Origin of the sequence: Rhizobium sp. 16-488-2b, from assembly GCF_017741815.1 — a bacterium.
Taxonomy (GTDB): domain Bacteria; phylum Pseudomonadota; class Alphaproteobacteria; order Rhizobiales; family Rhizobiaceae; genus Rhizobium.
In genome coordinates this window covers 156,202-182,947 of sequence record NZ_JAGHMF010000014.1, presented here as the reverse complement: position 1 = coordinate 182,947, position 26,746 = coordinate 156,202, and the positions used below count along the sequence as shown (strand labels likewise).

Here is a 26,746-nt window from a genome sequence, read left to right as displayed (position 1 = left end):
ATGCTGAGAACCTTCGACCTCGTTCTTGTTGGCGTCATGACGGCCGCGGCCGCCGTGACCTATACGATCAAGCATCGGGCCGAACTCAAGCTCGAGGAGGTTCACCGCCTCGAAGCGGAGATCAAGCTCGAGAAGGACACGATCGATCTTCTGAAGGCCGACTGGGCGCTGCAATCGCAGCCGAACCGGCTGGAGCGGCTGGTCAACAACTATAACAGCGAGCTGCAGCTGCAGCCTACCGTCTCGACCTCGCTGGTGCATGCCAAGGAGTTGCCGATGCTGAAGGCGCAGGTGCCGGTGCCGGAGATTGCCGACGCCAAGACCGGCAAGCCGAAGCCGAAGGTCGTGGCGAAGCCTGTCGAGGAAGAAGACGAAATGACAACCGGATCTGTGGAGTAGAGATGTCCTTTCTTTCACGCATCATGGTTGCCAAGAGCCAGGCCCACTTTTCTTCCGGCGTCTACAGCCGGTTTGGCGGTCCATCAGGCAGCGTGTCGATCCAGGGCTCGCGCAAGAAGCGCAGCGGCCAGGCCAAGAGCCGCGTCGGCCTTCTGGCCTTCGCCTTCGTCTGTGTCTACTGCGTCATCGGCGGGCGTCTCGTCGAATACGCGGTGCGTGACCCCGACGTCGTGTCCAGCATCCTGCCGCCCGATCGCCTGCTCGCGTCGCGTCCCGATATTCTCGATCGCAACGGCGAGGTTCTGGCGACCGACATCCGCACCGTCTCGCTGTTTGCCGAGCCGAACAAGATCGTCGATGCCGACGAGGCCGTCGAAAAGCTGACGACCGTGCTGCCCGATCTCGACATGAAGGGCACATACAAGAAGCTCGCCAACCGCAATTCGCACTTCGCCTGGCTGCGCCGCCAGCTGTCGCCGAAGCAGCAGAGCCAGATCCTGGCGCTCGGCATTCCTGGCATCGGCTTCCGCCCGGAGAAGCGTCGCTTCTATCCCGGCGGTGCGACCGCCGCGCATATCCTCGGCTACGTCAACATCGACAATCGCGGCGTTGCGGGCATGGAGAAATACATCGACGACCAGGGGCTGGCCGATCTCGCCATGGTCGGCATGACCAGCGATCAGCCGCTGGAGCCGGTCAAGCTGTCGATCGATATCCGCGTCCAGAACATCGTGCGCGATATCGTCGTCAACGCGGTGAAGAATTACGAAGCCAAGGGTGCGGGCGCCGTCGTCCTCGACATCCACACGGGCGAAGTGCTCGCCATGGCATCGGCGCCGGATTTCGATCCGAACAATCCGCTCGAAGGCGCCAAGGAAGGCTGGCTGAACCGCATGTCGAACGGCACGTTCGAAATGGGCTCGACCTTCAAGACCTTCTCGCTCGCCATGGCGCTCGATACCGGCAAGGTCAACCTCAACTCCAGCTTCGATGCGACGCAGCCCTTGCACATCGGCGGCTTCACCATCCACGACTTCCACGGCCAGCGCCGCTGGCTGACGCTGCCTGAAGTCTTCCAGTATTCCTCGAACGTCGGTACGGCCCGCATCATCGACATCGTCGGCATCGATGCGCAGAAGGACTATCTGACGAAGCTTGGCCTTCTCACCAAGATGAAGACCGAGCTGCCCGAGGTGAAGATGCCGAGCCAGCCGAAGGTCTGGAAGAAGATCAACTCGGTGACGATCTCCTTCGGCCACGGCGTCTCGACGACACCGCTGCAGACGGCTGTCGCCGGTGCGGCACTCGTCAACGGCGGCAAGCTGATCGAGCCGACCTTCCTGCCGCGCAATCGCGACCAGGCCGACGAGGTGGCCGAGGTGGTCGTCAAGAAGAGCACCAGCGACGACGTGCGCTATCTCTTCAAGGTCAACGGTGTGAAGGGCTCCGGCCGCAACGCCGATGTTCCCGGCTTCAACGTCGGCGGCAAGACCGGTACGGCCGACAAGGTCGTCAACGGCCGCTACGCCACCAACCTCAATTTCAACGCCTTCCTGGCGGCATTTCCGATCGAGAACCCGCAGTATGTCGTGCTGACTTTCTGCGACGAGCCGCACAATGGCGAAAAGGGCCAGAACATCGCGGCTTATACCGCCGCACCGATGGTCAAGAACATCATCTCCCGTGCGGCGCCAATCCTCGGTGTGGAACCGAAGTTCGGTGACGACGGATCGGCCATGTTGGTGTCTTATTGAGTCTGGATGAATGTCGCAGCCGATTCGCCATGGGGGCTCGACGGCTCGAGAGAAAAGTGTGCGTTCGATGAAACTGAGGGACATCGCCGGAAATGCGTTTCCGGAATTGAAGGAAGAACTGAACGGCCCGGTGGGCGCGCTGGAGATTTCCGGCCTTTCCGCCGACAGCCGCAAGATCGCGCCCGGCATGGCCTTCGTCGCCGTCGCCGGCACCAAGGCTGACGGCGCGGGCTTCATCGCCGATGCCGCTGCGCGCGGTGCCGCAGTCGCGATCGCCTCGCATCCGACCGAAGCCTCCATTCCCGTTCTCGTCGTCAGCGAACCGCGCCGCTTCCTGTCGCTCGCGGCCGCCAATTTCTACGGCAAGCAGCCGGAGACCATGGTCGCTGTCACAGGAACCGCCGGCAAGACGTCGGTCGCCTCCTTCACCCGCCAGATCTGGGCCTTTGCCGGCCACCCGGCCGCGATGATCGGCACGACGGGCGTCGTCTCGCCGACCCGAAACGATTATGGCTCGCTCACCACGCCCGACCCGGTGTCTCTGCATGCGCTGCTGGCCGAACTGACCGACGAAGGCGTGACGCATGCCTCGATGGAAGCGTCCAGCCACGGTCTCGACCAGTCGCGCCTCGATGGCGTGAAGCTTGCCGCAGCGGCCTTCACCAATCTCGGCCGCGATCACATGGATTACCATCCGACGATCGAGGACTACATGGCTGCCAAGATGCGGCTCTTCGATACGCTGCTGCCCAAGGGCAACCCCGCCGTGATCTTTGCCGACGACGCATGGTCGGAGCAGGCGATCAAGGCGGCGATCGATGCCGGGCATGTCGTGCGCACCGTCGGCCGCAAGGGCGAGTATCTGACGCTGAAGCGCGTCGAGCATTTCCGCCACAAGCAGGTCGCCGAAATCCACGCCGAAGGGCAGATCTTCGAGGTCGACATTCCGCTTGCAGGCGATTTCCAGGTGGCCAATGCGCTTGTTGCCGCCGGCCTTGCCATGTCCACGGGCGTTCCGGCTAAGGTCGCCATGGCCGCACTTGAAAAGTTGCAGGGCGCTTCCGGCCGCCTCGAGCTGGTCGGCCATGCCAAGGATGGCGCGCTTGCTTATGTCGATTACGCTCATAAGCCGGATGCGCTTTCGAATGTACTTGAATCCGTGCGTCCGTTCACGACTGGTCGCGTCATCGTCGTCTTCGGCTGCGGTGGAGACCGCGACCGCGGCAAGCGGCCGATCATGGGCGAGATCGCCTGCAGGCTCGCCGATGTCGTTGTCGTCACCGACGACAACCCGCGCTCGGAAGAACCCGCGTCGATCCGCGCCGAGATCATGGCGGCGGCTCCCTGCGCCACCGAGATAGCCGACCGCGCCCAGGCGATCCGCGAGGCGGTGGCCATGCTCAATTCCGGCGACACGCTGATCGTGGCCGGCAAGGGACATGAAGAGGGGCAGACGATCGGTGGCGTCACGCTGCCGTTTTCGGATCACGCCGAATTGCGCAAGGCTTTGGAGGAGCTGAAATCGTGAATTGGCTTTGGACAACGCAGGACATGATCACGGCCATGGCCGGGCGCCCGTTCGGCAGCTTGCCGGAGGGGATAACCGGGATCGCGATCGACAGCCGCTCGATCCAGCCGGGTGAGGCCTTCTTCGCGATCAAGGGCGACCGGGTCGACGGTCATGACTACGCATCGATGGCAATGGCCAATGGTGCTGCGCTGCTCGTCGTCAGCGAGGCGCGTCTGCCGGCGCTCGGTCGTTTGACCGTGCCGATGATCGTCGTCGAGGACGTTCTGGTGGCGCTGGGCAAGCTCGGGCTTGCGGCGCGGGCTCGATCGCGCGCACAGATCATCGCCGTCACCGGCTCCGTCGGCAAGACGACCACCAAGGAGATGCTGCGCCGGGTTCTCGCGCCATCGGGCAAGGTGCATGCGTCGGTCGCATCCTTCAACAATCACTGGGGCGTGCCGCTGACCTTGGCGCGCATGCCGCTCGACACCTATTTCGGCGTCTTCGAAGTCGGTATGAACCACCCGGACGAAATCCGTCCGCTGGTGAAGATGATCGAGCCGCATGTCGCCGTCATCACCACGATCGCGCCGGCGCATCTCGGCAATTTCAAGAGCATCAAGGAAATCGCGACCGCCAAGGCCGAGATCTTCGAGGGTGTCGTGCCCGGCGGCCATGCCGTGCTCAATCGCGACAACGACCAGTTCAATTTCCTCGACCGCACGGCGCAGGCCTGCGGCATCCAGCACATTCATTCCTTCGGGCAGCACGCCAAGGCCGATTTCCGCATGGCGGAGTTCAACGGCGGCGACCAGAGCTCGACCTTGTGGATCACCATCGACGGCGAGACTCATGAAGTCGCGATCGGCGCGCCCGGCAGACACATCGCCGAGAACGCGCTGGCAGCCCTCGGCGTCGCCAGGATCGTCGGCGCCGACCTGCAGTCGGCGATCGCGGCACTGGCAACGCTGCAGGCCGAAAAGGGCAGGGGGCGTCGCCACAAGCTCTCGATCGGCCATGGAAGCTTCACCGTCATCGACGAAAGCTACAACGCCAATCCGACATCGATGCGCGCGGCAATCGCGCTGCTCGCCAGCTCCATGCCGACAGGATCGGGACGGCGGATCGCCGTGCTCGGCGACATGCTCGAGATGGGCGACTATTCGCAGAAGGTCCACACCGATCTCGCCGGGCCGCTGCTTGCCGCCGGCATCGAACATGTCTGGCTCGCCGGGCCTGAGATGCTGGCGCTGAAGGAATCACTTCCCGAGAGCGTTTCGGTCGTGCATCGCGCGCAGACCGACGAACTCATCGACCACGTATTGAACTCTGTCGCGGTAGGCGACGTGCTGATGGTAAAATCGTCATTGGGCATCGGTTTCGGCAAGATTATTGCCGCGCTCCTTGACAAGTTCCCGCCATTTGCCGACACGCAACGCGAATTTTGAGCGGGTAAACAAGGGGCCCTGAATGCTGATTTGGCTAGTCGAACTGTCGGAACACCTGAAATTTCTGAACCTGTTCAGATACATTACGTTCCGCACGGGCGCCTCTCTCTTCACCTCCGCGCTGATCGTTTTCCTGTTCGGGCCGATGATCATCAATTCGCTGCGCATCCGCCAGGGCAAGGGTCAGCCGATCCGCGCCGACGGACCGCAGACGCACTTCAAGAAGGCCGGTACGCCGACCATGGGCGGCCTGATGATTCTGGCCGGCATCGTCGGCTCGTCGCTGCTGTGGGCGGATCTGTCGAACGTCTATGTCGTGGCGACGCTGCTCGTCACGCTCGGCTTCGGCGCGATCGGCTTCTATGACGATTATCTGAAGGTCAGCAAGCAGAGCCACAAGGGCTTCTCCGGCAAGGCGCGCCTCGGCATCGAATTCGTCATTGCCGGCATTGCCGTCTATTTCATGATGCGGGCATCGTTGGCTTCGGGCCCTGCGGGTTCGACCTTCGGTTCGTCGGTCGCATTCCCGTTCTTCAAGGATTTCCTGATCAACCTCGGCATCATGTTCGTGGTCTTCGGCGGCTTCGTCATCGTCGGCGCCGGCAATGCCGTTAACCTCACCGATGGTCTCGATGGCCTCGCCATCGTGCCGGTCATGATCGCGGCGGCCTCCTTCGGCGTCATCGCTTATCTGGCCGGTAACGCCGTCTTCGCGAACTACCTGCAGATCAACTTCGTGCCCGGCACCGGCGAACTCTCCGTCGTTCTCGGCGCCGTCATCGGCGCCGGCCTCGGCTTCCTGTGGTTCAACGCGCCGCCCGCCGCCATCTTCATGGGCGACACCGGTTCGCTGGCGCTCGGCGGCACGATCGGCACGGTTGCCGTCGCCACCAAGCACGAGATCGTCATGGCGATCATCGGCGGCCTGTTCGTCATGGAAACGCTGTCTGTCATCATCCAGGTCGGCTTCTTCAAGATGACCGGACGCCGCGTCTTCCTGATGGCGCCGATCCACCACCATTTCGAGAAGAAGGGCTGGACCGAAAGCCAGGTCGTGATCCGCTTCTGGATCATCGCCGTCGGCCTTGCCATGCTCGGCCTCTCGACGCTGAAGCTGCGGTAAGACGATCATGATCCCGGTCACCACGCTTTCTGGAAAAAAGGTCGCGCTCTTCGGGCTCGGCGGTTCCGGCTTTGCCACTGCGCGCGCCCTGATCCTTGGGGGCGCGGAGGTGACGGCGTGGGACGACAATCCCGATAGCGTGACCAAGGCCGCGGCCGAGGGGATCCACACCGCCGATCTCCGGACGATCGACTGGAACGCGCAGTCGCTGTTCGTGCTGTCGCCGGGCGTGCCGCTGACGCATCCGAAGCCGCACTGGACGGTCGATCTGGCGCGCGCCGCCGGCGTCGATATCGTCGGCGATGTCGAGCTCTTCGTGCGCGAGCGCCGGGCGCATGCGCCCGATGCCCCGTTCATCGCCATCACCGGCACCAACGGCAAATCGACCACCACGGCGCTGATCGCCCATATCCTGAAGTCGAGCGGCCGCGACACCCAGCTCGGCGGTAATATCGGCACCGCCGTGCTGACGCTGGAGCCGCCGAAATCAGGACGCTTCTACGTCGTCGAGTGCTCGTCCTACCAGATCGATCTCGCGCCGACGCTCAATCCGTCGGCCGGCATCCTGCTCAACCTCACGCCCGACCATCTCGACCGCCACGGCACGATGCAGCACTACGCCGACGTCAAGGAGCGGCTGGTCGCGGGCAGCGACGTCGCCATCGTCGGCGTCGACGACAGCCATTGCGAGATGATCGCCGACCGCATCGAGCGGGCAGGCGGCAAGGTCACGCGCATCTCCCGCCGCCACGCGCTCGCCGACGGCATTTATGCCGAGGGCACGAAGCTCATCCAGGCGCAGGCGGGTGCCGCACTGCCGATCGCAGATCTCGACGGTATCCCGACGCTTCGCGGAAGCCACAACGCGCAGAACGCGGCGGCTGCCGTCGCAGCCTGCCTTGCGGCCGGCGTCTCAATCGAGGATATCCGCGCGGGGCTAGCATCCTTCCCTGGGCTGAAACACCGCATGCAGCCGGTCGGCCGGCGCGGCAATGTGGTGTTCGTCAACGATTCCAAGGCGACCAACGCCGATGCGGCTGCACCGGCTCTGTCGAGCTATGATCGCATCTACTGGATCGCCGGCGGCCTGCCCAAGGCGGGCGGGATCACGACGCTTGCGCCGTTCTTCCCGCGCATCGCCAAGGCCTATCTGATCGGCGAGGCGGCCGCGGAATTCGCGGCCACGCTCGGCGAGGCGGTGCCCTACGAGATCTCGGGAACGCTGGACCAGGCGGTCGCGCATGCGGCCGAGGATGCGGCAAAGGACGAAAGCGGGCCATTGGCGGTCATGTTAGCACCGGCTTGCGCAAGCTTCGACCAATATAAGAACTTCGAAGTCAGGGGCGATGCATTTGTAAGCCATGTGGCAGCGCTCGACGGAATCACCATGCTGATCGGTTCGGCAACAGGAGAGAAGTGACATGGTAAGTCGTGCGGAACGCGGGGCATTGGCCGATTGGTTCTGGACCATCGACCGGTTCTTCCTGGCGATGTTCATCTTCCTGATGGGCATCGGCTTCATGCTGTCGTTTGCCGCGTCGCCGGCGGTGGCCGAGCGCATCGGGCTGGAGCCGTTCCACTTCGTCAAGCGCCACGCGGCCTTCATGATCCCGTCGCTGGCGGTGATGATCGGCCTGTCGTTCCTGACGCCGCGGCAGGTGCGCCGCACGGCAATCCTTCTCCTGATCGTCGCGATCGCCATGATGCTGCTCGCGCTGTTCTTTGGTGTCGAGGTCAAGGGTTCCCGCCGTTGGGTGACGCTCGCCGGCATCTCGATCCAGCCGTCGGAATTCATGAAGCCCGCCTTCGTGGTCGTCTGCGCCTGGCTGTTTGCCGAGCATGCGCGCCAGCCGGAAATCCCGGGCAATCTCTTCGCCATCATCCTCTTCGGCATGGTCGCGGCGCTTCTCGTGGCGCAGCCCGACCTTGGCCAGACCATCCTGACCACGGCTGTGTGGGGCGGAATGTTCTTCATGGCCGGCATGCCGTGGCTTTGGATCATCGTGCTTGGCGCCGGTGGCGTCGGCGGTCTCGTCAGCGCCTATTACGTCTTCCCGCACGTGGCGTTGCGTATCGACAAATTCATGACCGGCGAGGGCGACACGTTCCAGATCGACACGGCGCGCGAAGCGATCATCCGTGGCGACTGGTTCGGCCAGGGTCCGGGCGAGGGCATCGTCAAGCGCATCATTCCGGACGCGCACACCGACTTCATCTTCTCGGTCGCGGCCGAGGAGTTCGGCATCATCTTCTGCATCGCTCTGGTGCTGCTGTTTTCTGCGCTCGTCCTGCGCGGTCTGTCGCATGCCTACAAGGAGCGCAACGATTTCAACCGTTTCGCCGTCGCTGGCCTCGTGCTGCAGATCGGCATACAATCCATCATCAACGTGGGCGTCAATCTCGAGCTGCTGCCGGCGAAGGGCATGACCCTGCCGCTGATTTCCTACGGCGGTTCGTCGATGGTCGCCATCTGCGTCACGGCCGGGTTCATTCTCGCGCTGACGCGCCACAGACCGGAAAAGCGTGCGCAGGAGCGGAGCCTGTTTCGCGTCGCGCACGGCATTCCGGCGGAGTAAGACTATATGAGCAAAGGCATCGTTCTGCTTGCCGCCGGGGGAACCGGCGGCCACGTGTTTCCGGCGGAGGCCCTGGCCTACAAGCTGAAGGAACGCGGCTATTCCGTGCATCTGGTGACGGACAGCCGGGCGGAGCGCTATGCCGGCAAATTCCCGGCCGACGAGATCCATGTCGTGCCGTCGGCGACGATCGCCTCGAAGAACCCGGTCGCCGTCGCGCGTTCGCTATGGACGCTGTGGAGCGGCATGCGGGCGGCCAAGCGCCTGATCGGGCGGTTGAAGCCCGTGGTGGTCGTCGGCTTCGGCGGCTATCCGACGGTGCCGCCGCTGCTCGCCGCCGCGCGTCTCGGCGTGCCGACGATGATCCACGAGCAGAATGCGGTGATGGGCCGCGCCAACAAGGCGCTCGCCAACCGCGTCAAGGCGATCGCCGGTGGCTTCCTGCCTGAGAATGGTGGCGCTTTCCCCGAGAAGACGGTGACGACGGGCAATCCCGTGCGTCCTGCCGTCATCGAGGCGGCCAAGACGCCCTATATGCCGTCGCATGCCGGCGAGCTATTCAATCTCGTCGTCTTCGGCGGCAGTCAGGGCGCGCAGTATTTCTCCAAGGCGATGCCGACGGCAATCAGCCTGCTCGACGACGATCTGCGCGCGCGGCTCCGGATCACCCAGCAGGTTCGTCCCGAGGATATGGGCATGGTCGGCGATTGCGTCGCCAAGCTTCAGATGGGCGCCGCATCCGACATCGCGCCATTCTTCACCGACATGGCCGAACGGCTGGCCAAGGCGCATCTGGTGATCTGCCGGTCGGGTGCGTCGACTGTTTCCGAGATCTCGGTGATCGGCCGTCCGGCGATCCTGGTGCCTTATCCGCATGCGCTCGACCACGACCAGGCGGCCAATGCCGCGTCGCTCGCGGCGACCGGCGGCGCCAAGGTGATCGTGCAGGCAGAACTCTCGTCCGAGAAGATCGCGTCGATCCTGACGCACACGATGAACGACCCGGAAAAGCTGGCGCGCATGGCCGCCGCCGCCAGGCAGGCGGGTAAACCTGACGCCGCGAACTTGCTTGCCGACATGGTAGAGGCTATTGCGGCGGGACGTACAATTGCAGAGTTCAAGGGGAAAAGCGCATGAAAATGCCGAAGGCCATCGGCCTCGTCCATTTCATCGGCATCGGCGGTATCGGCATGAGCGGGATCGCCGAGGTGCTGCACAATCTCGGCCATCGCGTCCAGGGATCCGACCAGGCCGATAGCGCCAACGTCCAGCGCCTGCGCGACAAGGGCATCGAGGTTTTCGTCGGCCACAAGGCCGAGAACCTTGGCGATGCCGAGGTCGTCGTCGTTTCGACCGCGATCAAGAAGGATAATCCCGAGCTCATCGCCGCGCGCGAAAAGCTGCTGCCCGTCGTGCGTCGCGCCGAAATGCTGGCCGAGCTGATGCGCTTCCGCAATGCGATCGCCATCGGCGGCACGCACGGCAAGACGACGACCACGTCGATGGTCGCGACGCTGCTCGAAGCCGGCGGGCTTGATCCGACCGTCATCAACGGCGGTATCATCAACGCCTACGGCACCAATGCCCGCATGGGTGAGGGCGAGTGGATGGTGGTCGAGGCCGACGAATCGGACGGTACCTTCCTGAAGCTTCCGGCCGACGTCGCGGTCGTGACCAATATCGACCCCGAGCATCTCGACCATTACGGCAATTTCGACGCCGTGCGCGCCGCGTTCCGCCAGTTCGTCGAGAACGTGCCGTTCTACGGCTTCGGCGTCATGTGCCTCGACCATCCCGAAGTGCAGGCGCTGGTCGGCCGTATCGAGGACCGCAAGGTCGTGACCTATGGCGAGAACCCGCAGGCCGACGTGCGCTTCATGAACGTGCGCATTGACGGCGCGCGCTCGACCTTCGACGTCGAGATCCGCCGCCGCCGCACCGGCCAGGTCATCAAGCTCGACAATCTCGTTCTGCCGATGCCCGGCCGGCACAATGTTTCGAATGCCACCGCGGCGATCGCTGTCGCCAATCGCCTGGGCATGTCGAGCGAGGATATCGCCAAGGGGCTTGCCTCCTTCGGTGGCGTCAAGCGCCGCTTCACGCTGACCGGCGAATGGAACGGCGTGCAGATCTTCGACGATTACGGCCATCACCCGGTCGAGATCAAGGCCGTGCTGAAGGCGGCGCGCGAGGCGTGCAAGGGCCGCGTCATCGCCGTGCACCAGCCGCACCGCTATTCGCGCCTGGCGAGCCTGTTTGCGGAATTCGCGGCCTGCTTCAACGATGCGGACAGCATTTTCCTGGCGCCGGTCTATGCCGCAGGCGAAGAGCCGATCGAGGGCGCCAACGCTGAAGCGCTTGTTTCGCTGATCAAATCGGGCGGGCATCGCGATGCGCGCTTCCTCGCCTCTCCCGAGTTGTTGCCTGAAATGGTCGCAGAGATTGCAAAGCCAGGCGATTTCGTGGTTCTGTTGGGGGCTGGGAGTATCACTTATTGGGCGGCAGCACTGCCCAAGCAACTGGAAGGCCTTTCGGGTAGATCCGCATGAAACAGGTGAATGGGCAAAAGCTTCTTGCGTCGCTGGGCGACGGTGTAAAGGACATCCGCGGGAGGATTACACCGGATGCGCCGATGGACCGCGTCACCTGGTTCCATGCCGGTGGCCTCGCGGAACTGATGTTCCAGCCACACGACGAGGAAGACCTGGTCGCGTTCCTGAAGATCCTGCCCGAGGAAGTGCCGATGACCGTCGTCGGCGTCGGCTCGAACATCCTGGTTCGCGATGGCGGCATTCCTGGCGTGGTTCTGCGTCTTTCGGCCAAGGGCTTCGGCTCGGTTGAACTCGCGGGCGAAAACCGCGTGCGAGCCGGCGCCATCTGCCCGGACAAGCATGTCGCGGCCATGGCGATGGACAACGGTATCGGCGGTTTCCACTTCTACTACGGCATTCCCGGCAGCATCGGTGGGGCCGCGCGCATGAACGCAGGCGCCAATGGCGGCGAGACGCGTGATCGCGTCGTCGAGGTCACGGCGATCGACCGCAAGGGCAACAAGCACGTGCTGTCGAATGCCGACATGGGCTATGAGTATCGCCATTCGTCGGCCGCCAGCGACCTGATCTTCACATCGGTTCTGTTCGAGGGCTATTCCGAGGACCGCGCCAAGATCCGTGCCGACATGGATGCCGTGCGCAGCCATCGCGAGACGGTGCAGCCAATCCGCGAGAAGACCGGCGGTTCGACCTTCAAGAACCCCGAAGGTCATTCCGCGTGGAAGCTGATCGACGAAGCGGGATGCCGCGGTCTCGTCATCGGCGGCGCGCAGATGTCGTCCCTGCATTGTAACTTCATGATCAACAACGGCCAGGCCACCGGCTACGACCTCGAATATCTCGGCGAGCAGGTTCGCCGCGAAGTGTTCGAGAATTCCGGCATCAAGCTGGAATGGGAGATCAAGCGCCTGGGCCTGTTCATGCCCGGCCGCGAAGTGCGTCCGTTCCAGGGCGTGACGAGCGAGTAAGCTACATGCCTGTCGGTGCCGCAAGCTGCGGCACCGCGATGTGCCTTAGCCGAAACGTTTGGTGAAGGCGGTGGTGAAGGTCACCCCGCCGAGATCGTCGCGGGCATCGCCGATCGCCACATCCATGACATTCCCCTTGATGCGCACGAGGCTGAAGCCGCCCATGAAGGCGGCGCGCGCCTTGAAGACGTCGATGCCGCCGGCCTGATAGGCCATGCGCGTGTCGTGCTCGTGGCTGTGGAAAATGCCGATTACGTTGTAACCTTCAAGGGTTGCAAGCAGTTGCTGACGTTCTGATTCACCCCACCAGTGCGGCGCGCCGCTGCCCTCAACGGTGAAGGTGCTCTTTTCCGGGTCCCAGCGTTCGAGCGAGAACTTGTCCCATCCATAGTGCTGGAAGATCACGACCGGGCGCCCGTCGGCGGCATAGGCTGCGAGGTCGCGCTTCATCCAGTCGAGGCTGTTGGCGGTGCCCTTGGTGTTGTCGCCGCCATAACGCTGCGCCTGGATGAGGTGCAGCCCGCCCCAGTTCCAGGAGTAATTGTCGGAGGCCTCGTCGTAATTGTCGACGGGCACGACCGGCTTGAAGAAGACGCTCGGCTTGTGGTTCAGCTGCACATAGTCGCGCAACTCGTCGCGGTACCAGTCGACCTGCGGGGGATGGCCGTCCTGGTCGAGATCGTGATTGCCGAGGCCGACATAAACGGGGAAGTGGATGTGGTCGGCGCCCGGCCCCTGCTGATAGCGGTGCGAGAACTGCAGCAACTGCGAGCCCTCCGCGAACTCCGCCATCTGACCGCCGCCGTCATCGGTGACGTCGCCGCAGACGATGACGCCCTGCGGCTTGGCGATCCGCTGGCCAGCGAGAGCAAAGCCGGTCGGCTTTCCCGATATCGCTTCCGGCCAGGTCTGGTGGTGGATGTTGTTGAGCGCCCTGATGTGGCGCAGCAGGTTGGCGTCGGTCTTGCCCTCTGCCTCGCAATTCGGGCTGAGGCCATCGCCGATGCGGCAGGCGTGGATGTCGTTGATGACGAGGAAGGTGACGTCGGTATCGGGGACGTCGGCAGCGCGGGCGAGGGGCGGGAGAGATAGCGACAGGCCGGCGCCCAGGCCATGCGTCAGCAGCGATCGTCGTGTCAGCATTCGTCTCTCCCCAACCTTTGATCGCATCGAAAATAGAGGCAGGGCGTTAACAGACAACAACGAAAAAGGCCGCGGCGGTTTCCCGTCGCGGCCTCGAATTTGCGATCAGCGCTTCGATCAGACTTCGTCGCGGCCGGAAGCCAGGATGCAGATCAGCGTGATGACGGCCGAGAGGCCGAGATAGTAGCCGACGTAGAGCATGCCGTAGTTCGCCTGCAGCCAGGTGGCGATATAGGGCGCGAGCGATGCGCCGAAGATGCCTGCGAGGTTGAAGGTGATCGACGAGCCGGTGTAGCGCACGGCGGTCGGGAAGGGGGCTGCGAGCGCCGTGCCGATCAGGCCGTAGGTCATGCCCATCAGCGCCATGGCGACGATCGCGAAGACCAGAATGCTGCCTTCGCCGCCAGCCATCAGGCCGGGGAGCAGGAAGGAGAACAGGCCGATCAGGACGGTCGTCAGGATCAGCATTTCGCGGCGGCCGAAGCGCTCGGCGAGCTTGCCGATGATGGGGATGAAGATGCCGAAGGAGATCGAGCCGACGATCTGGATCTCGAGTGCGTCGAGGAACGGGATCTTCAGGACCTTGACGTTGTAGGAGAGCAGGTAGGCGGAGCCGATGTAGAACAGCACGAAGGTGGCGAGCGCCACGAAGGTGCCGAGGAACAGGCTGCGCTTATGCTTGCGGAAGACTTCGGCAACGGGAACGGCAACGCGCTCCTGCTTGTCGATGGCCTTCTGGAAGTCAGGCGTTTCGGTGATCGAGAGACGGACCCACAGGCCGATGACGATCAGGACGATCGAGGCGATGAAGGGAACGCGCCAGCCCCAGGCCAGCAGCTGTTCCTGCGGCATGAACTGCAGCAGCACCCAGAAGATGCCAGACGACAGGAAGAGGCCGAGCGGTGCGCCGAGCTGCGGGAACATGCCGTACCAGCTGCGCTTGCCCTCTGGTGCGTTTTCGGTTGCCAGCAGCACCGCGCCACCCCATTCGCCGCCGAGGCCGAAGCCCTGGCCGAAACGGCAAAGCGCGAGAAGCAGAGGTGCTAGAACGCCGATCGATTCATAAGAGGGCAGCAGGCCGATGATGACGGTGGAGATACCCATCGTCAGCAGGGCCGCGACCAGCGTCGTCTTGCGGCCGATCCTGTCGCCGAAGTGGCCGAAGACCACGGCGCCAAGCGGGCGTGCGAAGAAGGCGATGGAGAAGGTCGCGAAGGAGGCGAGCAGCGCGGTCGTCGGATCGCTGTTCGGGAAGAACAGCGTCGGGAAGACCAGCACGGCGGCCGTCGCGTATACGTAGAAGTCGAAGAATTCGATGGTGGTGCCGACGACGCTTGCGATCAGAACGCGTGCCGGCGAGTTGAGCGGTGCACTGTTCGATGAAGCTGATGTCGGCGATACTCTTGATATCGCGTCTGACATTTTCATTCCAATCGGGATTTCGGTTGTATGCCCCTGGGAGGCTAGGGGCTCATAACGCAATTTTAATTCGGCGCAAACGTTAATCGCGCAATAAACCGACAAAAACTAGGGTACTTGCTTTTTCAGCCGGAAAGTAGGGCGCTCAACCGCGTCGCAATCCGTATTTCCAGCGGTTGCAGGCGCGGTGAGAAGTCAGATTTGCGTCCGCGCAAATCTGGCAGCGGCCGGTGGTCGGAGCCTGCTTGGCGCTGTTGTTTAAACTTTTTGTTTCGCTTTGACATATCGGCCGTAGCGCTTGGCGCTGCGGGGTTTTCGCGTTTCGTCGGCTGCGCCCGACTGTCGCAATTCATGCCACTGCAGCCAGGAAGTTAACAGAAGTAAACGCTTCGTTAACCATAATGACGTTCTAATACACGTGCGCCAGGCGAGCCAGATTCGGAAGAAAGCCAGCCTGGTGCAAGCCTTGGAATGCAAAGTACGGATTATTTTGGGGGTATCTATGAGTCGCAAGCATGTCGCTGTCCTTATGGGCGGATTTTCCTCGGAGAGGCCTGTCAGCCTTTCGTCCGGGGCGGCGTGCGCGGATGCTCTCGAGGCTGAAGGCTTCCAGGTGACCCGTATCGATATCGATCGTGACGTCTCCGCCAAGCTGTCCGCTCTCCGTCCCGATGTGGCGTTCAACGCCCTGCATGGGCCGTTCGGCGAGGATGGGCTGATCCAGGGTATCCTCGAATATCTCGAAATTCCCTACACTCACTCCGGCGTTCTGGCCTCGGCACTTGCCATGGACAAGAGCAAGGCAAAGGGTGTTGCGGCCGCCGCCGGCATTCCTGTCGCGCAGTCGCAGGTGATCAACCGCTTCGCTTTTCCTGCCGAACATCCGATGAAGCCACCTTATGTGGTGAAGCCGGTGCGCGAGGGTTCGAGCTTCGGTGTTGTCATCGTCCAGGAGGATCAGTCGCGTCCGCCGCAGATCATCGGCTCGGCCGAATGGCGGTATGGCGAGGAGGTTCTCGTCGAGCGTTACGTGCATGGTCGCGAGCTCACCTGTGGCGTCATGGGTGATCAGGTGCTTGGTGTGACCGAGATCGTTCCGCAGGGTCACAGCTTCTACGACTATGATTCCAAGTATGTGGCCGGTGGTTCGAAACACGTCATTCCGGCGAAAATTTCACCGAATATTTACCAAAAAATACAATCATTGTCCCTAAGGGCGCATCAAGCAATTGGTTGCCGTGGAGTGAGTCGGTCGGATTTTCGGTATGACGATCGCTTCTCCGAAGACGGCGAAATCATCTGGCTGGAGATCAATACTCAGCCAGGCATGACTCCAACCTCGCTTGTGCCCGAAATGGCCGGTCATGCCGGCTACTCGTTTGGTGAATTTCTTCGTTGGATGGTGGAGGACGCTTCTTGTTCTCGGTAACGGTCAAAAGGATTGGGCGCCCAAGCCATCAAGCCGAGCCTTCCTATGCTGAAGGCGATGGGCGCATCGTGCTGCCGCGGCCTCTGCGTCGCGTCGTCCGCTTCCTTGTCAGCCTCGGTAGCGGCCGCATCTATATTCCTGCCCATACGGGCACTGTGTCGGCGCTGGCGTTCTTCGCCGCGACGGGTTTCTACGGCATGTCTCTGGGTGGTCACACGGAAGTTGTCGCCCAGGCGACGACGGCTGCCGCCGGCTTTGCCGTCGAGGACGTGAAGGTATCCGGCAACTCCGAGACCTCCGAAATCGATATCCTCCAGCTGATCGGTCTCGACGGCACGACTTCGCTCGTGGCGCTCGATGTGGATGCGGCGCGTCAGAAGATCGCGAAGCTTCCCTGGGTCGAGAGCGTCGAGGTTCGCAAGGTTTATCCGAAGACGATCGAGGTGAAGCTCAAGGAGCGCGAAGCCTACGCGATCTGGCAGCATGGCGCCGAGCTCTCGCTGGTCGAGAAGGGCGGGGCGGTCATCGCGCCGCTTCGCGACAATAAGTTTTCGCAGCTTCCGCTGGTCGTTGGTCGCGGCGCCGAAGTGGCTGCCGCTTCGCTCGCGGACGAATTCTCCAAGTGGCCGGATATCAAGGCGCGCGTGAAGGCCTATGTCTGGGTCTCCGGCCGTCGTTGGGACCTGCACATGGATAACGGCGTCGTCGTCAAGCTGCCGGAAGACGATGTCGATCAGGCGCTGGCGCGCCTTTCGAAATTCAACGGCGAGCAGGCGCTTCTCGATCGCGATATCGCGGCCGTCGATCTTCGCCTCTCCGACCGTATGGCCATCCAACTGACGCCTGAAGCCATGGAGCGCCGTCAGCTTGTTCTCGATCAGCGCACCAAGGATTTGAAGAAGGCGGGGCAGAATATATGAGCTTGTTCGGTTCGTCCCATTTTGGATTGCCGCGCCTGAAGCCGCTTTCGTCCAAGCGGTCGCACGTCGTTTCCGTGCTCGACATCGGTTCGACGAAAGTCGTCTGCATGATCGGCCGGCTGACGCCGCGCGAGGAGAGCCAGATCCTCCCCGGTCGCACGCATAACATCGAAATCATCGGCATCGGCCATCAGCGTTCGCGCGGTATCAAGACCGGCGCGATCTCGGATCTCGATGCGCTGGAAAGCGTCATCCGCCTCGCGGTCGATGCCGCCGAGCGCATGGCGGGCCTCACCGTCGAGAGCCTGATCGTCAACCTGACGGCCGGACGCCTCACCAGCGACATCTACACCGCCACCATCGATCTCGGCGGCCAGGAAGTCGAGCTGAACGATCTGAAGAAGGTTTTGGCGGCAGCCTGCCAGCAGTCGCTGCGCCAGGATCGCGCCGTGCTGCACTCGCTGGCCACCGGTTTCTCGCTCGATGGTGAGCGCGGCATTCGCGATCCACTGTCCATGTACGGTGACGTTCTGGGCGTCGACATGCATGTCGTGACCGCCGAGCGCACGGCTCTGAAGAACCTCGAGCTCAGCGTCAACCGCGCGCATCTGTCGGTCGAGGGTATCGTTGCGACGCCTTACGCCTCCGGTCTTGCCGCTCTCGTTGACGACGAAGTCGAACTCGGATGTGCTGCCATCGACATGGGCGGCGGCACGACGACGATCTCGGTCTTTGCCGAAGGCAAGCTGGTGCACACGGATGCCGTCGGTCTCGGCGGTCATCACGTCACTACCGATCTGGCCCGTGGCCTTTCGACCCGCATCGAGGACGCCGAGCGTCTGAAGGTGGTTCATGCCTCGGCCATGGGGAACTCTTCCGATGAGCGCGAGCTGATCTCGATCCCGCCGATCGGCGAGGACGACCGCGATCTGCCGACGCAGGTGCCGCGCGCACTGGTGTCGCGGATCGTCAGCGCCCGCATCGAGGAGACGATGGAACTCATTCGCGACCGCATTCAGCGCTCGGGCTTCAGCCCGATCGTCGGCAAGCGCGTCGTGCTGACAGGCGGCGCAAGCCAGCTGACCGGCCTTGCCGACGTTGCCCGCAAGATTCTTGCCCGCAACGTCCGTATCGGCCGCCCGATGGGCGTCTCGGGTCTCCCGACCGCTGCCAAGGGTCCGGCCTTTTCGACGGCGGTCGGCCTGATGATCTATCCGCAAGTCGCGGACCAGGAAACACATGCGTCACAGAGCGGTCTGCTCATGTCGCTTGGCGGAAATAGCAGCCGCTTCGCCCGGATGGGCCAGTGGCTGAAGGAAAGCTTCTAGAAATTGAGTGAATTGGCCGGCGTGGCGATGCGGCCATAAAGAGAAGGAACGGGTACCATGACTATCAAGCTGCATACGCCAGATATCACTGAGCTGAAGCCGCGCATCACCGTGTTCGGCGTCGGCGGTGGCGGTGGCAACGCTGTCAACAACATGATCTCCGCTGGTCTCCAGGGCGTCGACTTCGTCGTTGCCAACACGGATGCCCAGGCACTGACGATGACCAAGGCAGAGCGCATCATCCAGCTCGGCGCCAGCGTCACCGAAGGTCTCGGCGCGGGTTCGCAGCCGGAAGTCGGCCGTGCAGCTGCTGAAGAATGCATCGACGAAATCGTCGATCACCTGAACGGCACCCACATGTGCTTCGTCACCGCCGGCATGGGCGGCGGCACCGGCACCGGTGCGGCTCCCGTCGTTGCCCAGGCTGCCCGCAACAAGGGCATCCTGACGGTTGGCGTCGTGACCAAGCCGTTCCACTTCGAAGGCGGCCGCCGCATGCGTCTGGCCGAAGCGGGCATCCAGGAACTGCAGAAGTCGGTCGACACGCTGATCGTCATTCCGAACCAGAACCTGTTCCGTATCGCAAACGACAAGACCACCTTCGCCGACGCATTCGCGATGGCCGACCAGGTTCTCTACTCGGGCGTTGCCTGCATCACCGACCTGATGGTGAAGGAAGGTCTCATCAACCTCGACTTCGCCGACGTCCGTTCGGTCATGCGCGAAATGGGTCGCGCGATGATGGGTACCGGCGAGGCTTCCGGCCAGGGCCGCGCGATGCAGGCTGCGGAAGCCGCGATCGCAAACCCGCTGCTCGACGAAACCTCGATGAAGGGCGCACAGGGCCTGCTGATCTCCATCACCGGTGGTCGCGACCTCACCCTCTTCGAAGTCGACGAAGCTGCTACCCGTATCCGCGAAGAAGTCGATCCGGATGCGAACATCATCCTCGGCGCGACCTTCGACGAATCGCTTGAAGGCATCATCCGCGTTTCCGTCGTTGCCACCGGCATCGACCGCGCGATGAACCAGGACGCCGGCAAGACCTTCCAGCCGGTTCAGAAGCCGATTATCCGTCCTTCGGCGGCCGTTGCTCCGGCTCCGGCCGCAGTCCAGCCTGCCCCTGTCATGCAGCAGGCACCGAAGGCCGACCAGATCGCCCAGACCATCCGCATGGCCGAAGCCGAAATGGAACGCGAACTCGACATCCACGCTCCGCGTGCGGCTGCCCCGGTTCACCAGCAGCCTGCTCCGCAGGAAACCTTCCGCCCGGCGAGCAAGATCTTCGCAGCTCCGGAAGCCGCACCGGTCATCCGTCCGGCTCCGGTCCAGCAGCAGGCACCCGTGATGCAGCAGCCGGCTCCGCAGCCTGTGATGCATCAGCCGGCGCCGGTCATGCAGCAGCCTGCTCCTGTCATGCAGCAGCAGCCGGTCCGCATGCCGAAGGTCGAGGACTTCCCGCCGGTCGTTCAGGCCGAGATCGATCATCGTTCGCAGCCGGCACCTGTGTCGCATGCGCATGAAGAGCGCGGTCCGATGGGCCTCCTGAAGCGCATCACCAACTCGCTTGGTCGCCGCGAAGAGGAAGTCGCGCCTGAGATGACGTCGGCTCCGGCAGCGTCCTCGCAGCAGCGCCGCCCGCTGTCTCCGGAAGCGAGCCTCTATGCTCCGCGTCGCGGAAACCTGGATGATCAGGGCCGTGCCGTACCGCAGGCCCGCATGATGCAGGAAGACGATCAGCTCGAAATTCCGGCCTTCCTTCGCCGCCAGTCGAACTGATAAAGACACGCAGAATCGCCACGCAACAGCCCGGGAGTTCGCTCCCGGGCATTGTTGTATCAGGCACTCCGATTTGCGCCTGATTGCCTTGTGATTTCAAATGCATGCTTTCGTAACAATGCGAAAGAAACAGTGATTTGGATTGCAGCGCGGGCACACGTATGTATGGGCTGACAAACCGTCTACGTGCGCCTTGACGCAGCACTGCGATGGAGAGAATAAGCCTTGGCGGATGAGTTTCGGCATACGGGTCGTAGCGGATCGCCAGGGATAATAAAGGCAAGATTAATGGTTATTGGCATGTTGGGTTTTCAAACGACGGTATCGCGTCCGGTCACTCTTTCGGGGATCGGCGTTCATTCGGGTGCCGACGTTTCGATCACCTTCAACCCCACTGAAGCCGACACTGGTGTCGTATTCAATCGCATGCATGACAACGGCGAAGTCACCGAGCTTCGCGCTGTTTCCTCGCAGGTCGGCAATACCGATCTGTGCACTGTTCTCGGCTTTTCTCCGGCGCGCTCCGTCGCGACGGTCGAACATGTGATGGCCGCCGTCTACGCGCTTGGCCTCGACAACGTCGTCATCGAAGTCGACGGCGCCGAAATGCCGATCATGGACGGTAGCTCGATGCCGTTCATCGACGCCATCGAACAGGTGGGTCTGGTATCGCTCGGCGTCAAGCGTCGCTACATCCGCATCACCAAGCCGGTTCGTATCGAGCATGGTGGCTCCTGGAGCGAGTTTCGCCCCTATGACGGCATGCGCTTCGAAGTCGAGATCGATTTCGACACGCCGCTGATCGGCCGCCAGAAGTGGGAAGGCGACATGACCGCCGCCACCTTCAAGTCGGAACTGTCGCGCGCCCGCACCTTCGGCTTCATGCGTGACGTCGAACGTCTCTGGGCCTCGGGCCACGCGCTCGGTTCGTCGCTGGAAAACTCGGTCGTCATCTCCGACGATCACACCGTCATCAACGTCGAAGGCCTGCGCTACGCCAAGGACGAATTCGTGCGTCACAAGACGCTTGATGCCGTCGGCGACCTGTCGCTTGCCGGCGCTCCCTTCATCGGCTGCTACCGCTCCTATCGCGGCGGCCACAAGATGAACGCCAACGCGCTGAAGGCGCTGCTCAGCGATCCGACCGCCTATGAAGTGGTCGAGACCTCGGCACCACGCCAGCGTGTTGCCCCGCGCGATTTCATCCGCGTCAACGCTCCTGAATTTGCTCCCTGGTCGGCTTGACCTCCGTCGCATTCTTTAGGCCAGGGCCGCCTCCTTCGGGAGGCGGTTTCTTTATGTGCAACAGCCAGGTGTGATTCCCGATAGACCTTTCGCGGCAGATATTTAGCTGGGCATAATCGAGAATTATCCGGACAAAACAGACGATTATCGGCGGGGCCGCCACAAAAATGCGTTAATGCATCATCAATGCGTTGCTCTGGCCATGCATTTGTGGCTAGAAACGCCAGCGAGGCGTGGCTGCCGTTGAGGGATGGCGGCTCTTGGGATGTTCCGATGGGTTATGCAGGGTCTGAAAGTATGATGAAGACAGCGCGTGCTTTGTTCGCATCGCTCCTGGTGCTGAGCGCAGGTGCCTTGATTTCCGGATGCCAATCGGACCCCGATATCGATATTACCAAGCTCGGCCTGCAGAGCGATCCGCCTGATGTTCTCTACAATCAGGGTCTGGCCAACATGAAGGCCGGCAACATGGCGGAAGCCGCGCGCAAGTTCGATTCGATCGACCGCGAAAATCCGTTCTCGGAATGGGCCCGCAAGGGTCTGGTGATGAGCACCTTCGTGAAGTACCGCCAGGGCCGCCTCGACGAAGCGCTGGCCTCGGGCAACCGCTACATGGCGCAGTATCCGAAGTCCAAGGATGCCGCCTATGTGCAGTACCTGATCGGTCTCACCTATTCCAAGCAGATCGTCGACGTGACGCAGGACCAGCGCGCTGCGTCCAGAACCGTCGAGGCGATGCAGGCCGTGATCGACAACTATCCAGATTCCGAATATGTCGACGACGCGCAGGCGAAGATCCGCTTTGCCCGCGACCAGCTCGCCGGCAAGGAAATGCAGATCGGCCGCTACTACATGGAGCGCAAGGAATACCTTGCCGCCATCTCGCGCTTCCGTATCGTCGTCGAGAAGTATCCGAACACGAACCAGGTTGAAGAGGCGCTCGCGCGTCTGGTCGAGGCCTATTACGCGATGGGTATCGTCGAGGAAGCTCAGACGGCAGCCGCCGTTCTCGGCCACAACTACCCCGACAGCCAGTGGTACGCGGATTCCTACAAGCTGCTGAAGAGCAACGGCGCAGAGCCGCGTGAGAATCAGGGCTCGTGGATTTCGCAGGCCGGCAAGAAACTCCTCGGTACTTAAAGCCGATGCTGATCCAGCTTTCGATCCGCGATATCGTCCTGATCGAGCGGCTGGATCTTGCCTTCGAGGCGGGTCTCTCCGTTCTGACGGGGGAGACCGGCGCCGGCAAATCCATCCTGCTCGACAGCCTGTCGCTCGCCCTTGGCGGGCGCGGCGATGGCGGTCTGGTCCGCCACGGCGAGGACAAGGGGCAGGTGACGGCCGTCTTCGACGTCGGCCCCGACCACCGGGCTCGCGTGCTGTTGCGCGACAACGGCATCGACGATGACGGCGACCTGATCTTCCGCCGCGTGCAGAGCGCCGATGGCCGCACCAAGGCCTATGTCAACGACCAGCCGCTCAGCGTGCAGCTGATGCGCCAGGCCGGCCAGATGCTGGTCGAGATCCACGGACAGCACGATGACCGCGCGCTGGTCGATACCCACGCCCACCGCATCCTGCTCGACGCCTTCGCCGGCATCGCCGACGAGGTGGCCGGCGTCTCGCAGCTCTACCGCGTCTGGCGCGATACGGAGCGGACGCTGAAGAAACACCGCGAGAAGGTCGAGGCGGCTGCCCGCGAGGCGGACTACATCCGCTCTTCCGTCGAAGAGCTCGACAAGCTGGCACCGCAGGACGGCGAAGAGGACGAGCTCGCCGAACGCCGCCAGAAGATGATGAAGGCCGAGCGGATCGCCGGCGATATCGCCGAGGCCTCCGAATTCCTCAACGGCAATGCCTCGCCCGTGCCCCATATCGCCTCGCTGGTGCGCCGGCTGGAGCGCAAGAGCCATGAGGCGCCGGGCCTGCTTGAGGACACCGTGGCGCTGCTTGATGCAGCACTCGACCAGCTGTCCAACGCGCAGATGGAAGTCGAAGCCGCACTGCGCAAGACGGAATACGATCCCAAGGAACTCGAGCGCGTCGAGGAGCGGCTTTTCGCGCTGCGCGGCGCCTCGCGCAAATATTCGGTGCCGGTCACCGAACTGCCGGCGCTGGCGATCCGCATGAGCAACGATCTGGCTGATCTTGATGCCGGCGAGGAAAAGCTTGCCAAGCTCGAGGCCGAGGTCGGCGTCGCGAAAGTCGCCTATGAGGCTGCCGCGCAGGTGGTCTCGGCCAAGCGTCACCAGGCCGGCGAGGCGCTTGCCGGAGCCGTCATGGCGGAACTTCCGGCGCTGAAGCTCGAGCGCGCCCGCTTCATGGTGGAGATCGCTTCCAATCCCGAGGACGCCGCGGCCGAGGGCATCGACGTCGTCGAATTCCACGTCCAGACCAACCCGGGCACACGTCCCGGCTCGATCATGAAGGTCGCATCCGGCGGCGAGCTCTCGCGCTTTCTGCTGGCGCTCAAGGTGGCGCTTGCCGATCGCGGCTCGGCGCCGACGCTTGTTTTCGACGAAATCGACACGGGCGTCGGTGGTGCTGTCGCCGATGCGATCGGTCAGCGGCTGAAGCGGTTGTCGGCCAAGGTGCAGGTGCTGTCAGTCACCCACGCGCCGCAGGTGGCGGCACGGGCCGCGACGCATCTCTTGATCTCCAAGGGACCGGCTTCCGAGGGCTCCGAAAAGATCGCCACCCGCGTGGCGACGATGGAGCCGCACGACCGCACCGAAGAGATCGCCCGCATGCTGGCCGGCGCTTCGGTGACCGAAGAGGCGAGGGCGGCCGCCAAGCGGTTGTTGACGGCGGGCGAGTAGTCGTCGACCACCACGCCGACGTAGCGATCAACAAGATGGCAGCGGCAATGGCGATCGGTCCAGTCAATCATCGGACCGATCTGTAACCAGTTGCTGACAACCATAAAGCGGCGCTTTTTCCCGGGTGAAAATTGCTCTAGAAAACGACTCCTCACAGGAGCTCCGTCATGTCCGCCGCCAATCAAACGCCCGTCGAAACCCTGAGCGAAGAACAGGCCGCCGCAGAGCTTGCCTTTCTGGCAGCCGAGATCGCCAGCAATGACGAGCTCTATCATGGCAAGGACCAGCCGGCGATTTCGGATGCCGAGTACGATGCGCTGAAGCGGCGCAACGATGCGATCGAGCAGCGCTTTCCCGAACTCATCCGCGATGACAGTCCCTCGCGCCGTGTCGGCGCGGCCCCGCTGCCGACTTTCGCGCCGATCACTCATTCGCGGCCGATGCTATCGCTCGACAACACGTTTTCCGACGAGGACGTGCAGGATTTCATCGGCTCGGTCTACCGCTTCCTCGGGCAGCTCCCCGACGGCTCCATCGCGTTTACCGCCGAGCCGAAGATCGACGGCCTTTCGATGTCGATCCGCTACGAGAACCGCAAGCTGGTGAGTGCCGCAACCCGCGGCGACGGCACGACGGGCGAGAACGTCACGGCGAACGTGAAGACCATCAAGCAGATCCCGAACACGTTGCCTGCGGATGCGCCCGATATCGTCGAGGTGCGCGGCGAGGTCTATATGGCCAAGAGCGACTTCCTTGCGCTCAACGCGCAGATGGAGGCCGAGGGCAAGCAGACATACGTCAACCCGCGCAACACGGCGGCGGGATCGCTGCGCCAGCTCGATGCCAAGGTGACGGAGAGCCGCAAGCTGCGCTTTTTCGCCTATGCCTGGGGCGAGATCTCCGAAATGCCCTCGGATACGCAGATGGGCATGGTCGAGACCTTCGGCAAATGGGGTTTTCCCATCAATCCGCTGATGAAGCGGCTGTCCTCGGTCGAGGATATTCTCGGCCATTACCGCGAGATCGGCCTTCAGCGGCCGGATCTCGACTACGATATCGACGGCGTCGTCTACAAGGTCGACCGGCTCGACCTGCAGCAGCGCCTCGGCTTCCGCTCGCGCAGCCCGCGCTGGGCGACCGCCCACAAGTTCCCGGCCGAGCAGGCGTTCACGACCGTCGAAAACATCGACATCCAGGTCGGTCGCACCGGCGCGCTGACGCCGGTCGCGCGACTGACGCCTGTCACCGTCGGCGGCGTCGTCGTCACCAATGCGACGCTGCACAACGAGGATTACATCAAGGGCATCGGCAATTCCGGCGAGCGCATCCGCGAGGATGATCACGATATCCGCATCGGCGACACCGTCATCGTGCAGCGGGCGGGTGATGTCATTCCGCAGGTGCTCGACGTGGTGATGGAGAAGCGGCCGGCGGGGGCGGAGGCCTATGTGTTTCCGAAAACGTGTCCGGTGTGCGGATCGCATGCTGTACGCGAGCGCAACGAGAAGACCGGCAAGCTCGATTCCGTCACACGCTGCACCGGCGGCTTCGTCTGCCGCGCGCAGGCGACCGAGCACCTGAAGCATTTCGTCTCGCGCAACGCCTTCGACATCGAGGGCTTTGGCACCAAGCAGGTCGATTTCTTCTTCGAGAGCGAGGACGAGGCGCTGAAGATCCGCACTGCGCCCGATATCTTCACGCTGAAGAAGCGGCAGGAAGCATCGACGCTGACCAAGCTCGAGAATATCGACGGCTTCGGCAAGGTGAGCGTCAAGAAGCTGTTCGACGCCATCGACGAGCGCCGCTCGATCGCGCTCAACCGCTTCATCTACGCGCTCGGCATCCGCCATGTCGGCGAGACCACCGCCAAGCTGCTCGCCCGCCACTACGGCACCTACGAGGCCTTCGAGACCGCGATGAAAGAGGCGTCGTCACTGGCCGGTGACGCCTGGCAGGACCTGAACAATGTCGAGGGTATCGGCGAGATCGTCGCCCGCGCCATCGTCGAGTTCTACAAGGAGCCGCGCAATCTCGATGTCGTCGGCCGCCTGCTGGACGAGGTGACGCCGGAGGCCGCCGAGCAGATCGCCGCTTCCGACAGCCCCGTCGCCGGCAAGACCGTCGTCTTCACCGGTAGCCTTGAGAAATTCACCCGCGACGAGGCCAAGGCGCGCGCCGAAAGCCTCGGCGCCAAGGTCGCCGGCTCGGTCTCGAAGAAGACCGACATCCTGGTCGCCGGCCCCGGCGCCGGATCGAAGCTCGACAAGGCGAAGGAACTCGGCGTCCAGACGATGGACGAGGATGAGTGGCTGGCTTTGATCGGCGGGTGAGGTT

The 26,746-nt window shown here is 63.0% G+C and carries 20 protein-coding genes; 18 read left to right on the top strand and 2 right to left on the bottom strand.

The genetic code is table 11. The features are described from left to right. The 10 genes from ftsL (at nt 1) to murB (ending at nt 12,330) form a co-directional block, all read left to right on the top strand. Nucleotides 1-399, top strand: coding sequence for a cell division protein FtsL (ftsL, locus tag J5286_RS14105; RefSeq protein WP_018897561.1), 399 nt, complete (start codon nt 1-3; stop codon nt 397-399). Between the two features lie 2 nt (nt 400-401). After that, entirely contained in the window at nt 402-2,153 is a 1,752-nt protein-coding gene (locus tag J5286_RS14100) for a peptidoglycan D,D-transpeptidase FtsI family protein (RefSeq protein WP_047505809.1), read from the top strand. 67 nt (nt 2,154-2,220) lie between these two features. Beyond that, a complete protein-coding gene (locus tag J5286_RS14095; RefSeq protein WP_209190868.1) occupies nt 2,221-3,681 on the top strand; it encodes a UDP-N-acetylmuramoyl-L-alanyl-D-glutamate--2,6-diaminopimelate ligase in 1,461 nt (486 codons plus the stop codon). Next, nucleotides 3,678-5,111, top strand: coding sequence for a UDP-N-acetylmuramoylalanyl-D-glutamyl-2,6-diaminopimelate--D-alanyl-D-alanine ligase (locus J5286_RS14090; protein ID WP_209190867.1), 1,434 nt, complete (start codon nt 3,678-3,680; stop codon nt 5,109-5,111). The genes J5286_RS14095 and J5286_RS14090 overlap by 4 nt, the downstream gene beginning before the upstream one ends. Before the next feature lie 22 nt (nt 5,112-5,133). Beyond that, the gene (mraY, locus tag J5286_RS14085) at nt 5,134-6,234 is read left to right on the top strand and encodes a phospho-N-acetylmuramoyl-pentapeptide-transferase (RefSeq protein WP_018897565.1); all 1,101 of its coding nucleotides are present in this window, start codon (nt 5,134-5,136) and stop codon (nt 6,232-6,234) included. A 7-nt stretch (nt 6,235-6,241) separates the two neighbouring features. Then, entirely contained in the window at nt 6,242-7,654 is a 1,413-nt protein-coding gene (murD, locus tag J5286_RS14080) for a UDP-N-acetylmuramoyl-L-alanine--D-glutamate ligase (protein ID WP_209190866.1), read from the top strand. Nucleotide 7,655: 1 nt separating this feature from the next. Beyond that, on the top strand, nt 7,656-8,810 hold the full coding sequence (ftsW, locus tag J5286_RS14075) for a putative lipid II flippase FtsW (RefSeq protein ID WP_026282825.1): 1,155 nt from the start codon (nt 7,656-7,658) through the stop codon (nt 8,808-8,810). 6 nt (nt 8,811-8,816) lie between these two features. Next, nucleotides 8,817-9,947, top strand: coding sequence for an undecaprenyldiphospho-muramoylpentapeptide beta-N-acetylglucosaminyltransferase (murG, locus tag J5286_RS14070; RefSeq protein WP_209190865.1), 1,131 nt, complete (start codon nt 8,817-8,819; stop codon nt 9,945-9,947). After that, nucleotides 9,944-11,359, top strand: coding sequence for a UDP-N-acetylmuramate--L-alanine ligase (murC, locus tag J5286_RS14065; RefSeq protein ID WP_111562108.1), 1,416 nt, complete (start codon nt 9,944-9,946; stop codon nt 11,357-11,359). Before murG ends, murC begins: the two co-directional genes overlap by 4 nt. Beyond that, entirely contained in the window at nt 11,356-12,330 is a 975-nt protein-coding gene (murB, locus tag J5286_RS14060; RefSeq protein WP_209190864.1) for a UDP-N-acetylmuramate dehydrogenase, read from the top strand. The genes murC and murB overlap by 4 nt, the downstream gene beginning before the upstream one ends. 45 nt (nt 12,331-12,375) lie before the next feature. Here murB and J5286_RS14055 read toward each other — a convergent pair whose 3' ends face one another. After that, a complete protein-coding gene (locus J5286_RS14055; RefSeq protein WP_209190863.1) occupies nt 12,376-13,473 on the bottom strand; it encodes a metallophosphoesterase in 1,098 nt (365 codons plus the stop codon). A 117-nt stretch (nt 13,474-13,590) separates the two neighbouring features. Further along, entirely contained in the window at nt 13,591-14,895 is a 1,305-nt protein-coding gene (locus J5286_RS14050; RefSeq protein ID WP_209190862.1) for an MFS transporter, read from the bottom strand. Between the two features lie 499 nt (nt 14,896-15,394). Between J5286_RS14050 and J5286_RS14045 the strand changes: the two genes are divergently transcribed. The 8 genes from J5286_RS14045 (at nt 15,395) to ligA (ending at nt 26,742) form a co-directional block, all read left to right on the top strand. Continuing rightward, on the top strand, nt 15,395-16,321 hold the full coding sequence (locus J5286_RS14045) for a D-alanine--D-alanine ligase (protein ID WP_209190995.1): 927 nt from the start codon (nt 15,395-15,397) through the stop codon (nt 16,319-16,321). Continuing rightward, entirely contained in the window at nt 16,309-17,241 is a 933-nt protein-coding gene (locus J5286_RS14040; RefSeq protein ID WP_209190861.1) for a cell division protein FtsQ/DivIB, read from the top strand. Before J5286_RS14045 ends, J5286_RS14040 begins: the two co-directional genes overlap by 13 nt. Then, the gene (ftsA, locus tag J5286_RS14035; protein WP_018897575.1) at nt 17,238-18,569 is read left to right on the top strand and encodes a cell division protein FtsA; all 1,332 of its coding nucleotides are present in this window, start codon (nt 17,238-17,240) and stop codon (nt 18,567-18,569) included. The genes J5286_RS14040 and ftsA overlap by 4 nt, the downstream gene beginning before the upstream one ends. Nucleotides 18,570-18,626: 57 nt before the next feature. Beyond that, entirely contained in the window at nt 18,627-20,348 is a 1,722-nt protein-coding gene (gene ftsZ, locus J5286_RS14030) for a cell division protein FtsZ (protein ID WP_111562103.1), read from the top strand. A 288-nt stretch (nt 20,349-20,636) separates the two neighbouring features. Further along, on the top strand, nt 20,637-21,593 hold the full coding sequence (gene lpxC / locus J5286_RS14025; RefSeq protein ID WP_209190860.1) for a UDP-3-O-acyl-N-acetylglucosamine deacetylase: 957 nt from the start codon (nt 20,637-20,639) through the stop codon (nt 21,591-21,593). A 273-nt stretch (nt 21,594-21,866) separates the two neighbouring features. Beyond that, on the top strand, nt 21,867-22,733 hold the full coding sequence (locus J5286_RS14020; RefSeq protein ID WP_026282828.1) for an outer membrane protein assembly factor BamD: 867 nt from the start codon (nt 21,867-21,869) through the stop codon (nt 22,731-22,733). A 5-nt stretch (nt 22,734-22,738) separates the two neighbouring features. After that, nucleotides 22,739-24,412 carry a DNA repair protein RecN gene (gene recN, locus J5286_RS14015; RefSeq protein ID WP_209190859.1) on the top strand — a complete coding sequence of 558 codons (1,674 nt, stop codon included), beginning with the start codon at nt 22,739-22,741 and terminating at the stop codon, nt 24,410-24,412. Between the two features lie 167 nt (nt 24,413-24,579). Next, entirely contained in the window at nt 24,580-26,742 is a 2,163-nt protein-coding gene (gene ligA, locus J5286_RS14010) for an NAD-dependent DNA ligase LigA (protein ID WP_209190858.1), read from the top strand. The last annotated feature ends 4 nt before the right edge of the window (nt 26,743-26,746 follow it).